This is a genomic window from Phenylobacterium ferrooxidans, assembly GCF_042714595.1.
Lineage (GTDB): Bacteria > Pseudomonadota > Alphaproteobacteria > Caulobacterales > Caulobacteraceae > Phenylobacterium > Phenylobacterium ferrooxidans.
This window is the reverse complement of the sequence record NZ_JAOTJD010000028.1, coordinates 23,732-36,775: the sequence shown is the minus strand read 5'-3', so window position 1 is coordinate 36,775 and position 13,044 is coordinate 23,732. Positions and strand designations below refer to the sequence as shown.

Below are 13,044 nucleotides of genomic sequence, written 5' to 3'. Positions count from 1 at the left end.
CGCTCAGATCGACTTGCACCGACGCGCGGGCCATCGTATACGCCCGCCTCCAACGGTGATCCCGGATAGCTCAGCTGGTAGAGCAGTCGGCTGTTAACCGACTTGTCGCAGGTTCGAGTCCTGCTCCGGGAGCCAGTTGGAACCGCCGCCCATCCAAGGTGCGGCCCTCACCCTATCTCCCCCCGCCGATCTCCCCCCGCGCCAGGTCCGCGCCGATCGCGGCGATCACCGGTCCCCAGGCATGGTCGGCCCCCTGGCGGTACAGGCGCACGCTCGGATACCAGGGGCTGTCCGTGGCCCGGTCCAGCCAACGCCAGTCGACCCCCAGGACCGACAGCATCACCCAGCACGGCTTGCCCATGCCCCCGGCCAGGTGGGCCATGGAGGAGTCGACCGTCACCACCAGATCGAGTTGGGCGATCAGGGCCGCGGTGTCGGCGAAGTCCCGCGCCCCGCTCACGACGGGGTCCAGGTCGATCACCTGGCCCGGCAGAACGGCGGTGAGTTCGGCGGCCTGTTCCGGCGTCAGCGACCGGTGGCGGTCATTGCCGTTGGTGGGGCTGCCCCGGGTGGCCAGGCCGATCTTCAGACCCGGCGGCAGGGTCGGCCAGGTGGAAGGCGTGGTGAGATAGGGTTGCGCCGGCAGGGTCTCGAGCGTGGTCCCGAGCGGCGCCGGCAGGCCGCCCGCCATGACCCAGTAGTCAGGATCGGGAAACTCCACCGCCCCCGCCGCGGCCAGGACCCGGGCGTCCGGGAAGCTGTGGGCGAACAGCCGCTCCAAGGTGGGCCGGCACAGCAGGGTGACGTCGGCGCCGAGCGCCTGGAGCTGGGGCGTGAAGCGGGCGAACTGGATCTGATCGCCGAAGCCCTGCTCCGGGAAGATCACGATGTGTTTGCCGTTGAGGTCCTCACCACGCCATTCGGGATGCGGAAAGTCCTGCGGTCTCGGCAGGCCCTTCGCCGCGATCTCGTGACGAGCGCCATAGAGAGCCCAGCCCTCCGGATACTGGCCCTGGGCCATCAACGTCAGGCCGAGGCCCAGCCGCGTCTCAGGGGTCGGCGCGATCGCCAGGGCGCGGCGCAGTTCGGCCTCGGCCTGGGAGTAGCGCCCGGTTCGATAGAGCAACTGACCTAGGCGGTGGCGAGCTTCGGAGGACTTCGGCGCGGCCAGGAGAACCCGGCGCAGGCCCTGCTCGGCCTGAACCAGGCGGTCAGCCTCCAGGTCGGCGATGGCCTGGGCCAGCAGGCGGCCCGTCCCCGGATCAATCAAGGTCATCATGGATGGACGCATCAAATCCCCTGGCCCGGCGCGCCGAAACTGGCGGAGGGAGAAGATCACATCGCCCGTCCCGGCCCAAGGCCAAGGTGAAGCTTGCGGCCGCCGATGGAACCCAAACCGTCGCGCCGCGCTCCCCGATCGCGATGCCCTGCGATCACCGCCTTCGTGCTAGATCGGGAAGCGGGCGGAGAGCCGGGCCCCCGCCTTTCCTCACCCCCAAGGGTTCAAGCGGAGCCATGACATGACTGAACGCCCCCTCGGACGAAGCCTCATGGTGCTGCTGGCCGTGGGGGTCGCGATCGCGATACCGGCCGTCCAGGCGACCCAGGACATCGGGCTCTCGGCCGCCGAGTTCGCCGGACAGGGAAACCAGACCCTACGGGCCGCGGGCTACGCCTTCTCCATCTGGGGCCTCATCTATCTGGGCCTGGCGGTCTACGCCCTCTACCAGGTCTCCGTCGCGCCCGAGAGCCCGACCCTGCAAGCCCTGGCCTGGCCCTCGGCGGTGGCCATCGCCGGCTGCGGCGCCTGGATCCTCGCGTCGGCCTTCAATGCCCAGTGGCTGAGCGTGGCGATCATCGTGGTCTCGGCTGCGACCCTGATCTGGGGCCTCATGCGCGCCCGAGCCGCCGCGCCGCAGCCTCCGACCCGCGACAAGCTGTTGATCGTCTGGCCGCTTTCCCTGCTGGCCGGCTGGCTGACCATCGCCTCGGCCATCAACATCCTGACCGTCCTGACGGCCGAGGGAATCATTGGCCCCGACCTCACCTGGGCGATGATCGGCATCACCGTGGTCCTGACCGTGGGCGGCTTCGTCGGCTGGCGGCTCCGCTCGCCGGTCTATCTCGCGCCCATCGCCTGGGGCCTGATCGCGGTCTATGTCGCCGAGCAGGCTGACAAGCCTGTCGCCGCCTGGCTGGCCGCCGGCGCGGCTCTGGCGCTGGTGGCCGAGGCCCTGGCGATGCTGCGGAAGGGGCGTTAGGCCGCCACCCGCCCGAACCGCTGGCGATATTCCCCCGGGGTTATCCCCACGCGCTTCTGAAAGGCCCGGTGCAGGCCGTCCAGGCTGCCGAAGCCTGAGCGCTCCCCCACCCGCGCCAGGGGCCAGTCCGAGGTTTCCAGCAGGGCCTTGGCCCGGTCGACGCGGGCGAGCTCCACGAAGGCGGCCGGCGTGGTCGCCGTCTCCTTCTGGAAGACGCGGGAGAAGGTGCGTTCGGTCATGCCCGCGCGACGGGCCAGTTCCGGCAGGCTGAGGTCGCCGGAGGGATCAGCGGTGATCTCGGCGATCAGGGTTCGCAGGCGCGGCGTCGCGGCGGCCTGCACCCCCAGGCCGGCGCTGAACTGGGTCTGGCCGCCCGGACGGCGCATGAAGAGCACCAGGTTCCGCGCCACGGCCAGGGCGACCTCGGCCCCCAGGTCGGCCTCCACGAAGGCCAGGCACAGGTCGATCCCGGCGGTCACCCCGGCGGAGGTGTAGAAGGGCGGGTCGGCCACGAAGATGGCGTCCGGCTCCAGCCGCACCTGGGGGCGGAAGCTGCGCATCTCGTTGCAGGAGTCCCAGTGGGTGGTGGCGCGCCGGCCGTCCAGCAGGCCCGCCTCGGCCAGCACGAAGGCGCCGGAGCACACGCTGCCGATCCGACGGATCTTGTCGCGCCGGGCTTGCAGCCACTCTGTAAGCCCGCTGCCGCGCATGGAGAGCAGGCCGGTCTCATCGCCACCGGCCACCAGGACGGTGTCCAGTCCGGCGGGCAGGTCGGCGATCGGCGTGAAGTCAGCCAAGCGAAGACCGGAATTGCAGGTGATGGTCCCGCCCTCCAGGGACGCCAGGATGATGTTGTAGGCCTGGGCGCCGGCATAGCGGTTGGCCATGGCGAACACTTCCAGCGGACCAACGAGATCAAGGGACTGGGCCCCGTCGTAGCCGATCAGGACGATGTTTCTGGGCGTGGAGTTTTTCGAGGTCATGGCGTAATATGCGGCATCAATGACATTTCCGCCAGCGTTTTCGACGCCTAGGGTCCGCTCATCAACAACCCTGATGAAGGACATCTCCCATGACGAACCCCTGCTCCAACGACAGCTGCACCTGCCAGCCCTGCGCCTGCGGTCCCGCCTGCGCCTGCGGTGAAAGCTGCGCCTGCAACGCGCCGGCCCAAGCCAGCGCGCCGGCCTGCACCGAAGACCGCTGAAGCCTGACATGCGCACCCTCGCCCTTGCCGCCGCGGCCACCGCCGCGACCCTCGCCTTCCTGACGCCCGTGGCGCCCTTCGCGGCGGTCGGGTCGAGCGTGGCGCTTGTCCAGCCTGACGGCCTGACCCTTCCCGCTCCCAAGGCGGGTCGGGCCAGGCCGCTGGTGGTGGTCCTGGCCGACAACGCCGGCGCCGAGACCACCGACTTCGCCGTCCCCTACGGCGTCCTGAAGGAGTCCGGGGTCGCCGAGGTGCGCAGCGTCGCCACCGCCGCCGGTCCCATCCAGCTGATGCCCAGCCTGAAGATCCTGGCCGACCAGACCACGGGCGCGTTCGACCGGGCGGAGCCCGCTGGCGCCGACATCATCATCGTGCCCGCCCAGATGAAGCCCAAGAGCCCCGAACTGGCCGCCTGGCTAAGGGCTCAGGCCGCCAAGGGGGCCGTCATCGTCTCCATCTGCGAAGGCGCCCGGGTGCTGGCCCATGCCGGCCTGCTGGAAGGCCGCCGGGCGACCACCCACTGGTCGGCGCTCAAAGGGCTGGCCAAGGCCTATCCCGACACCACCTGGGTCCGCGATCGCCGCTATGTGCAGGACGGGCCGATCATCTCCACCACGGGGGTGACAGCCTCGATCCCGGCCACCCTGGCCCTGGTTGAGGCCATCGCCGGCCGTCCGACCGCCAGAGCCACGGCCGACCGGGTCGGGGTCGCGGAATGGGGGCCAGCCCACCGCACCGCCGACTTCCAGGTCACCACCGCTGACTATGGCCACGGCCTCTGGACCCTTGCGGCCTTCTGGGCCCATGAGACGGTGGAAGCCCCGGTCGCCAACGGGACAGACGAGGTGGCCCTGGCCCTGCGCACCGACACCTGGTCGCGCACCTTCCGCACCAGGGTGGTGACCACCCGGCCCGGCCAGGCCGCCGTGCGTTCGCGCCGCGGCCTGGCCATCCTGCCCGACGCCGAGCCCAGGGCGGGACGCCACGTCCTGGCGGCGCACCCGACGCCCGCCGCGGAGATCGATGGAAGCCTTGCGGCCATAGGCAAGCGCTACGGTCCGGCGACGGCGCGCCTGGCGATGCTGGGCCTGGAATACAACACGCCCCGCGCGGGCGCGCGCTGAGCTAGAAGGTCGCCATCGCGATCTTGGTAAGCCAGACAGCCAGCAGGGTCAGGAGGGTCCCGGTGAGCAGGCCTCGCGCGAAGGAGCCGTGGCGTTCCCACCAGACCCGCCGCGCCCGAAACCGCTGAGCGCGATCAATCCGTCGTTTCTGCATCGCCATGGCGCGTCTCTGCGCCACGAACCCGCGCGCCGCAAGGCCCGATCCGGGCGTATGCGGCCGCCTGAGGCGTCACGCCTGTGGATGGCGTCCCATCCGACCCACAAAGTCGGAATGGGTCTCGAATTCACCGAACTCCGCGATCTGGGGCGCCAGCGCACCCAGGTCGGCGATCCAGCGCTCGGCGTCGGCGAAGCGGTCGCGGCGGTTGAACCTCAGGGACCGGGTGATCATGGCCCGGTAGAGCAGAGAGGCGGCCAGGGGATAGCGACCCTCCAGGGCCAGGGCCGCGGCCTCCACCCCCTCGTAGTCGTCGCCGTCGATCTCTTCGCTGCGGGCCAGGACCAGGGCGGCGGCCTGACTCGCCGCCGGCCAGGCCAGGAGGAAGCGCAGGGCGGCGGGGAAGCTCTTGAAGGTCGCGACGAAGGCCATGGCCTTGTCCTCGGCCACCACGTCGTCGAAGTCGGGCAGGCGCTTGAGATAGGCCCGCAGGCGGTCGGCTGAGAGCCGCTGCTCGAAGGCGGTCCAGCGCACGGCCTGGGCGACCTGGGCCTGGCCGTCGGCCTCCAGGGCGTCGAGATAGGCGTCCTCCCACGCCTTCAGGCTGGGCGCGGAGGCCACCACACGGGCCTGGGAGCGGGCCACATCGGCGAAGGCGGGCGGCGCCGAGCGCTTGAGGGCCGCCAGGGCCTCGGGCGCACGGCCGGCGGCGGTCAGCCGGCTGGCGATCTGGGCGCCGGTCCAGGGCTGCAGGGCCTCGCTGGCGGTGATGGTGGCGATGAAGCCGTCCACGTCGCCCTGGGCGTCGGCCAGGGTCTGGACGGCGGTCCGCAGGGCCGGCTTGGGGCGGCCGCGTTGGGCGATGGCGGCCTCCAGCAGCTGCCGCAGCCGCGCGATCCCCTCGGCGTCGAGGGCCGGCAGGATGATCTCCACCAGCCGCACGAAGATCTCGTCCTCGTCGGTCTCCAGGGCCTGGAAGGCGCGCTCGGCCAGGGCCGTCGTAGAACCCCTGGCGCTGACCGCGATAGGCCCGAGGTCCTCGACGGCGGCCAGGAACACCGCCTCCACCTCGCCCTTCTCGTCCTTGGTCAGGCGCAGCACGCCCTCGGCCATGTCGAGGAAACGCCAGAGGAATTCCAGGGCCAGGGCCGGCTTCTTCTCGGCCATCTTGCCGGTGATCATCGCCCGCTGCAGAGACAGGTCGCGGACGAACTCCTTGTACTTTCGCCAGTGCACCCGCGAGCGCCGGGTCTCGATGGCCGTCAGTCGTTTGGCGATCTCGGTGGCCAGGTCCTCCGGCCCGACCTCGCCGGCGAGCTCCATGCGCAGCCGGCGCTTGATGGTGGGCTGGGCCTCGGCCACCTCCAACAGAATTTCAGCCAGCCGCTCGGCGCCAAGGTCGGCCAGGTTGGCGGCGGTGACGGTCTTGCGCGATCCGGGACGCTTCAAGCCAAACTCCGTATGCGGCGATCCGCACCCATCCTTTAACGCTGAGGGCCGGACTTAGGTCTGAGTATGCCGACTCGGCCGTTGAAGCTCGCCCAGACAAAGAGGTGAGGCGGCCCCCCCGAAGGGCCCGACCGCGACGCGCCTAGCCGAACTTGGCGGGGTCGGGCCCGATCCGACCGTCGGGCGCGTGCAGGGCCTCGATGGCCGCGAGATCAGCGGAGTCCAGGGAAAAACCGAAGACGTCGAGGTTCGACACGATCCGCGCCGGGGTCACGGACTTCGGAATGACCGTGAGGCCAAGGTCCACGTGCCAGCGGATGATCACCTGGGCCGGGGTCTTGCCGTGCTTGGCGGCGATTCCCGCGATCACCGGATCCTCCAGCAGCTTGCCCTGACCCAGCGGGCTCCAGGAGGTGGTGATGATCCCCGTCTCGGCATGGAAGGCGCGCAGCTCCGGCTGCTGGAAACGCGGATGCAGTTCGATCTGGTTGGCGGCCGGGGTCACGCCGGTCTCACCGATGATGCGTTCCAGGTGCGGAATTTTGAAGTTGGAGACGCCGACGGACTTCGCCCGGCCCTCCTCCCGCAGGCGCACGAGCGCCTTCCAGCTGTCGAGATAGAGGTCCTGGGTCGGGGCCGGCCAATGGATCAGGTAGAGGTCGACATAGTCCAGGCCGAGGCGCTCCAGGCTCTTGTCGAAGGCCGCCAGGGCCGCGTCATAGCCCTGGTTCTCGTTCCAGAGCTTGGTGGTGATGAAGAGCTTGTCGCGGGCGACGCCCGAACGCTTGACGCCCTCCCCCACCCCGGCCTCGTTGCGGTAGGCCGAGGCCGTGTCGATGGCCAGGTAGCCCGCCTCGATGGCCGTGGCGACCGTGTCGGCGGTGGTGTCGGCCGGGCTCTGCCAGACCCCCAGGCCCACCTGGGGCATCAGCCGGTCGTCATTGAGCTTCAGGAAGGTCTGGGCGGTCATGGGAAGCTCCGGCGGCGAGGGGTGGCTGACTGACATAGGCCGCCCCGGCCCCGGGTCAATCCACCGCCACCGTATAGTTCAGCGCCAGGCGACCGCCGTCCGGATAGAGTGTCTGGCCCGTCATGTAGGACGCGTCCTCACTGGCCAGGAACACTGCGACGCTGCCGACCTCGGACGGCTCGCCGAACCGCTTCAGGGGCGTGCGCGCCAGCGCCCTGCGGCGCGCGTCGTCGTTCTCCATCACGCCCTTGAGGATGTCGGTGGAGATGGTGCCCGGACCGATGGCGTTGACCCGGACGCCGTGCGGCGCCAGGGCGAGCGCCATGGACTTGGTGAGCTGCGAGATGCCGCCCTTGGAGGTCACATAGGCGAGCTGGTTGGGGATCGCGAGGACAGCGTTGACCGAGGACATGTTGATGATCGAGCCCTTGATCTTCGCATCGACCATATGCCGCGCCACGGTCTGGCCGATCACGAAGGGCGCGCGCAGGTTCACCGCCATTACCCGGTCGAAGTCCTCCAGCTCGCAGTCCAGGATGTCGCCGGCCGCCAGGATGCCGGCGTTGTTGACCAGGATGTCGATGCGGCTCAGCAGGGCCGCCGACCGGATCACCGCCTTCTGCGCCAGAGCGGCGTCGGACACGTCGCAGGGCACGGCGTGAACCGTCCGGCCCGAGCGCTTGGCAAGGTCTCTGGCGGCGGCCGCCAGACGCTTCTCGTCGATGTCGATGAGGGCCAGGTCGCAGCCCTCGGCGGCGAAGGCCTCGGCGCAGGCCAGGCCGATGCCGCCGGCCGCGCCAGTGACCAGGGCCGTCCGCCCCGCGAGCCGCTCTCCCATCACCAGGCGCCGACGTTGGGCATGGAGGCCCAGGGTTCGGCCGGCGCCTTGGCCGCTCCCGCCTGCAGCAGCTCCACCGAGATGCCGTCCGGCGAGCGGACAAAGGCCATGTGGCCGTCACGCGGCGGCCGGTTGATGGTCACCCCACCGGCCTGCAGCCGGGCGCAGGTCTCGTAGATGTCGTCGACGGCATAGGCCAGGTGCCCGAAATTGCGGCCGCCCTGATAGTCCTCGGGGTCCCAGTTGTAGGTCAGCTCGACGGTGGGCGCGCGCGCGCTCCTGGCCGCCTCCTCGTCCCCCGGGGCGCACAGGAAGACCAGGGTGAACCGGCCCCCCTTGTTCTCCACGCGGCTGACCTCCTTCAGGCCCAGGCTGTCGCAATAGAAGGCCAGCGACGCATCGAGGTCGGCGACGCGGACCATGGTGTGGAGGTACTTCATCGGACGGTTCTCTCTGATTCAATCCAGGGTAGGCGCTGGCGCAGCCTGTCCCAAAGGGGCAAGGTCGTGCCGCGATCCTGCGTCTTCGCGGGCACAATATGCGCCCTTACAACATCCTGTCCGCGATTTCATTTGCGCTGGCAGAACGGTGGCATCAAAAGCCGCTGCAACCTATCTACGTAGGACTGGGGTGAGCGACCGATTCATGAGCGGTCGCCAAACGACTGCTGCGCTCGGGGACACGGCTGTATGCGCGTTAAATCTTCTTACCTGTTTGCGGCCGGCATCGGGCTCCTTGTCGCGCTCTATTTCATCATCGGCACGATCTTCGGCGGCGGTGACAAGAAGGCGGGCGCCGAGGCCAAGACCGGGACCGCCCAGGCCCTGCCGTCCGTCCAGGTTGTCCTGGCTCCTGAGAGTCAGCACGGCTACGAAGTGGTCATCCGCGGCCGCACGGAGTCCGCGCGCACCGTGGTGGTGAAGTCGGAGTCGGCCGGCACCGTGGCCTCCACCCCCGCCACCGAGGGCAGCTTCGTCGCCAAGGGCGCGGTCCTCTGCCGTCTGAACATCGACGCCCGCCAGGCCAGCCTCGACCAGGCCCGCGCCAATCTGCGCTCGCGCCAGCTCAGCCAGCAGGCCTCGGTGGAGCTGGCCAAGAAGGGCTTCCGTTCCCAGACCCAGGTCCTGCAGGACCAGGCCAACCTCGACAACGCCGCGGCCCTGGTGCGCCAGGCCGAGATCGGCGTCGAGCAGATGAACATCCGCGCGCCCTTCTCCGGCGTCTTCGACAAGCGCGACGCCGAGATCGGCGCCTACCTCTCGCCGGGCCAGCCCTGCGGGACCATGATCGAACTGAACCCGCTGCTGGTCGTCGGCGACCTGCCGGAAAGCGAAGCCGGCAAGCTGCGCGTCGGCGCGCCGGCCACCGCCGTCCTCCTGTCGGGTGAGCGCCTGAACGGCCGCGTCCGCTATCTGTCGCGCGACGCTGACCCGCAGACCCGCACCTATCGCGCGGAGGTGGCCGTGGCGAACCCGAACATGAGCGTGCGCTCCGGCCTCTCGGCCACCGTCAAGATCTCCGCGGGCTCAGGCCCGGCCCACCAGGTGCCGGTCTCGTCCCTGGTGCTGGACTCGGCCGGCCGCCAGGGTGTGCGCTATGTGCTGCCCACCAACCAGGTGGCGTTCGCCCCGGTCACGGTGATCGAGGAGAACGCCGCCGGCGTCTGGGTGGCCGGCCTCGTAGGTCCCGTGCGCGTCATCACCGTCGGCCAGTCCTACGTGGCCGAAGGTCAGAAGGTTCGGGTCGCCGCGGCGCGTTAAGCGCCGGCGCCCCTGGAGACAGAGACGATGATCGGACCCTTGATCGACGGCGCGATTAAGCGGCGCAAGGTCGTGCTGGGCGTCACCCTGATCGCCAGCATCTTCGGATTCATGGCCTATATCGGCATGCCCCGGGAATCCAATCCCGACATCACCATCCCGTTCGTGTCGGTGGTGGTGCCCTATCCGGGGGTCAGCCCCGAGGACGCCGAGCGGCTCCTGGTCAAGCCCATGGAGACTGAGCTCCAGAGCATCGAGGGCATCAAGCAGATGAACGCCGTCGCCCGTCAGGGCATGGCGATCGTCAACCTCGAGTTCGAGGCCGACTTCAACAAGGACAAGGTCCTGGAGGACGTCCGGGCCAAGGTCGACCTGGCGCGCGGCAGGTTCCCGCCTGACGCCGAGGAACCGATCATCGAGGAAGCCAACTTCTCCGGCGACCCCGTCATCGGCATCGTGCTCTCGGGCGCCGCCCCCGAGCGCGAGCTGGTGCGCATCGCCCGCGACCTGCAGGACCGCCTGGAGGGCTCGCCCGGGGTGCTGGAGGCCAGCCTGAGCGGCGGCCGCGAGGAGTTCCTCGAGGTCACCATCGATCCCATGCGGATGGAGGCCTACAACGTCACCACCGGCGAGATCTCCCAGGTCATCGCCCGCAACAACCAGCTGGTGCCCGCCGGCGACCTGCGCTCGGGCGCGGGCAAGTTCGCGGTCAAGGTGCCGGGCGTGGTGGAGAAGCCCGCCGACATCCTGTCCCTGCCGATCAAGAAGAACGGCGACCGGCTGATCACCATCGGCGACATCGGCGACGTGCGGCGAACCTTCAAGGAAGCCGCCTTCATCAGCCGCTTCAACGGTCAGCCGGCCTATTCCCTCGACGTCTCCAAGCGCTCGGGCGCCAACGTCCTGGAGACAGTGAAGAACGTCCGGGCCGTGGTGGCCGAGGAACAGAAGCGCTGGCCCGAGACGGTCAAGGTCTCGTACATCTTCGACGAGAGCGACTTCATCGGCCGCACCCTGGTGGTGCTGGAGAGCGGCCTGATGTCGGCCACCCTGCTGGTGATGATGATCATCGTGGCCAGCCTGGGCATCCGTCAGGGGCTGATGGTGGGCCTGGCCATTCCCGCCTGTTTCATGATCGCCTTCCTGATGCTCAACGCCCTGAACATCACCCTCAACCAGATGGTGATGTTCGGCCTGGTGCTGGCGGTCGGGATCCTGGTGGACGGCGGCATCGTGGTGGTGGAATACGCCGACCGGAAGATGGCCGAGGGCATGGCCAAGGGCGAGGCCTTCGCGGCCGCGGGGGCGCGCATGTTCTGGCCGGTGCTGAACGGCACCCTGACGACGCTCTGCGCCTTCCTGCCGTTCATGTTCTGGAACTCGATCCCCGGGAAGTTCATGAGCTTCCTGCCGCTGACCCTGTTCTTCGTCCTGGGCGCCTCGATCTTCGTGGCCCTGATCTTCACCCCGGCCCTGGGGTCCATCGTCGCCCGCAAGGCCGCGGTGGACGCCGAGCACCTGGCCGAGATCGAGAAATCCGAGCGCGGCGACCCGCGCGAGATGACCGGCTTCATGGGCTGGTACGCCCGCAACATCAGCTATCTGGGCCAACACCCCTTCCGGGTCATGGGCGCGACCCTGGCGATCATCGTCGGCATCTTCATGTGGTTCGCCAACACCCCGCACCGTACCGAGTTCTTCCTCGACCAGGACCCCGAGTTCGTGAACGTCTTCGTCAAGGCGCGGGGCAACATGTCGCCTGAGGCCCAGGACGTCCTGGTGGCCCAGGTCGAGCGCCGCCTCACCGGGGTCAAGGGCGTGGACTCGGTCTATGTCCGCACCGGCGCCACCGGCGGCGGCGGTCCCAACGGCCCCCCCAACGACACCATCGGCCGCATCTCCCTGGACTTCTCGGAGTACGAGGAGCGCAAGGAACTTGGCCTGCGCGGCAAGGACATCGCCAACGAGATCCGCAAACGCGTCGCCGACATTCCCGGCATGCAGACTGAGGTCCGCGAGCCCCAGGGCGGCCCGCCCACCGGCAAGGACATCCAGGTCGAACTGCGCGGCAACAACCCTGTCGAGCTGAACAAGACCGCCGACATGATCAAGGCCAGGCTCGCCACCGACCGCCAGCTCATCGAGCTGGAGGACAACCGCACCTCGCCCGGCATCGAGTGGAACCTCACGGTCGACCGCGAGGCGGCCGGCCGCTACGGCGTCGATGTGCTCAGCGTCGGCCAGGCGATCCAGTACACCACCGGCGGCGTGCTGGTGGGCCGCTTCCGCCCCGACGACGCCGAGGACGAACTGGACATCCGGGTGCGCTTCGCCCCCGAGGGCCGCAACGTGGCGGCCTTCGAGAACATGAAGATTCCCACGGCCCAGGGCCCTGTGCCCGCCAGCTATTTCGTCAAGCGGGTGCCGGCCCAGCAGGTCATCAACATCCAGCGGCGCGACAGCCAGCGGCTGGTGCTGATCCAGGCCAACACGCCGGAGGGCGTCGCCGCCAACCAGAAGATCGAGGAGCTCAAGATCTGGCTTGAGAAGGCCCCCATCGACTCATCCGTCCGCTGGAAATTCACCGGCGCCGACGAGGAGGGCCAGAAGGCCGCGGTCTTCTTCATGACCGCCATGGCCGCCTCGCTCTTCATGATGGGCATCATCCTGCTCTGGCAGTTCAACAGCTTCTACGGCGTGCTGGTGACCCTGTCGGCGGTCGCACTGTCGACGGTGGGGGTGCTGCTGGGGGTGCAGGTCAACCTGCTGCACACATTCGACTACATCTCGGTGATCATGCTCGGCACCGGGGTCGTCGCCCTGGCCGGGGTCGTGGTGGGCCACAACATCGTGCTGGTGGACACCTACTACCAGCTTCGCCGGTCGGGCTATGAGGCCGACGACGCCGCGGTGCGGGCCGCCACCCAGCGGTTCCGTCCGGTGATGCTGACCACCCTGGTCACCGTCGTCGGCCTGCTGCCGCTGATGTTCCAGATCCACCCGAACTTCCACAGCGGCCATATCGAGTACAAGGCGCCAGGGTCGGAATGGTGGGTGCAGCTCTCGGGCGCCGTGGTCTGGGGCCTGACCTTCGCGACCCTGCTGACCCTGATCCTGACGCCGGTCCTGCTGGCCGCCCCAAAGATCATGGCCCAACGTTTCCGCTGGGCCTGGGACCGCACCCTCGGCCCCCGCCTCGGCCGGAAGCCGCCGCGCGACCGCCAGATGGTGTTCGGCGACGACGGCGACGTGCCCAAGGCCGCAGAGTAGCGCAACCT

At 69.2% G+C, this 13,044-nt stretch carries 12 protein-coding genes and 1 tRNA gene; 6 read left to right on the top strand and 7 right to left on the bottom strand.

Annotation, left to right across the window (positions count from 1 at the left end; genetic code table 11):
• The first annotated feature begins 59 nt into the window (after positions 1-59).
• Positions 60-135 (top strand) — tRNA-Asn (locus OCL97_RS14625).
• A gap of 37 nt (positions 136-172) precedes the next feature.
• Here the strand turns inward: OCL97_RS14625 and OCL97_RS14620 are convergent.
• Positions 173-1,279 (bottom strand): tetratricopeptide repeat protein, encoded by a 1,107-nt coding sequence (locus OCL97_RS14620; protein ID WP_377370655.1) that lies wholly within the window; start codon positions 1,277-1,279, stop codon positions 173-175.
• 241 nt (positions 1,280-1,520) lie between these two features.
• Here OCL97_RS14620 and OCL97_RS14615 point away from each other — a divergent pair, with 241 nt between their 5' ends.
• Complete coding sequence (locus OCL97_RS14615; protein WP_377370654.1) at positions 1,521-2,261, top strand: hypothetical protein; 741 nt, start codon at positions 1,521-1,523, stop codon at positions 2,259-2,261.
• Here the strand turns inward: OCL97_RS14615 and OCL97_RS14610 are convergent.
• Positions 2,258-3,244, bottom strand: coding sequence for a GlxA family transcriptional regulator (locus tag OCL97_RS14610; RefSeq protein WP_377370653.1), 987 nt, complete (start codon positions 3,242-3,244; stop codon positions 2,258-2,260). The two genes, OCL97_RS14615 and OCL97_RS14610, sit on opposite strands and share 4 nt — an antisense overlap.
• Before the next feature lie 89 nt (positions 3,245-3,333).
• Between OCL97_RS14610 and OCL97_RS14605 the strand changes: the two genes are divergently transcribed.
• A complete protein-coding gene (locus OCL97_RS14605; protein ID WP_377370652.1) occupies positions 3,334-3,468 on the top strand; it encodes a hypothetical protein in 135 nt (44 codons plus the stop codon).
• Positions 3,469-3,476: 8 nt separating this feature from the next.
• Positions 3,477-4,592 carry a DJ-1/PfpI family protein gene (locus tag OCL97_RS14600; protein ID WP_377370651.1) on the top strand — a complete coding sequence of 372 codons (1,116 nt, stop codon included), beginning with the start codon at positions 3,477-3,479 and terminating at the stop codon, positions 4,590-4,592.
• A 1-nt stretch (position 4,593) separates the two neighbouring features.
• On the opposite strand, the gene OCL97_RS14595 is transcribed toward OCL97_RS14600, so the two are convergent.
• The 5 genes from OCL97_RS14595 to OCL97_RS14575 all read right to left on the bottom strand — a co-directional run bounded on the left by OCL97_RS14595 (position 4,594) and on the right by OCL97_RS14575 (position 8,446).
• A complete protein-coding gene (locus OCL97_RS14595) occupies positions 4,594-4,752 on the bottom strand; it encodes a hypothetical protein (RefSeq protein WP_304776541.1) in 159 nt (52 codons plus the stop codon).
• Positions 4,753-4,821: 69 nt separating this feature from the next.
• A complete protein-coding gene (locus tag OCL97_RS14590) occupies positions 4,822-6,198 on the bottom strand; it encodes a DUF6880 family protein (protein ID WP_377370650.1) in 1,377 nt (458 codons plus the stop codon).
• A 142-nt stretch (positions 6,199-6,340) separates the two neighbouring features.
• Positions 6,341-7,168, bottom strand: coding sequence for an aldo/keto reductase (locus OCL97_RS14585; RefSeq protein ID WP_377370649.1), 828 nt, complete (start codon positions 7,166-7,168; stop codon positions 6,341-6,343).
• A gap of 55 nt (positions 7,169-7,223) precedes the next feature.
• A complete protein-coding gene (locus OCL97_RS14580; RefSeq protein ID WP_377370647.1) occupies positions 7,224-8,006 on the bottom strand; it encodes an SDR family NAD(P)-dependent oxidoreductase in 783 nt (260 codons plus the stop codon).
• Complete coding sequence (locus OCL97_RS14575; protein ID WP_377370646.1) at positions 8,006-8,446, bottom strand: VOC family protein; 441 nt, start codon at positions 8,444-8,446, stop codon at positions 8,006-8,008. The genes OCL97_RS14580 and OCL97_RS14575 overlap by 1 nt, the downstream gene beginning before the upstream one ends.
• Before the next feature lie 249 nt (positions 8,447-8,695).
• Between OCL97_RS14575 and OCL97_RS14570 the strand changes: the two genes are divergently transcribed.
• Together OCL97_RS14570 and OCL97_RS14565 are read left to right on the top strand one after the other, a co-directional pair.
• The gene (locus tag OCL97_RS14570) at positions 8,696-9,766 is read left to right on the top strand and encodes an efflux RND transporter periplasmic adaptor subunit (RefSeq protein WP_377370645.1); all 1,071 of its coding nucleotides are present in this window, start codon (positions 8,696-8,698) and stop codon (positions 9,764-9,766) included.
• A gap of 27 nt (positions 9,767-9,793) precedes the next feature.
• Positions 9,794-13,036, top strand: coding sequence for an efflux RND transporter permease subunit (locus tag OCL97_RS14565; protein WP_377370644.1), 3,243 nt, complete (start codon positions 9,794-9,796; stop codon positions 13,034-13,036).
• Positions 13,037-13,044: the final 8 nt, after the last annotated feature.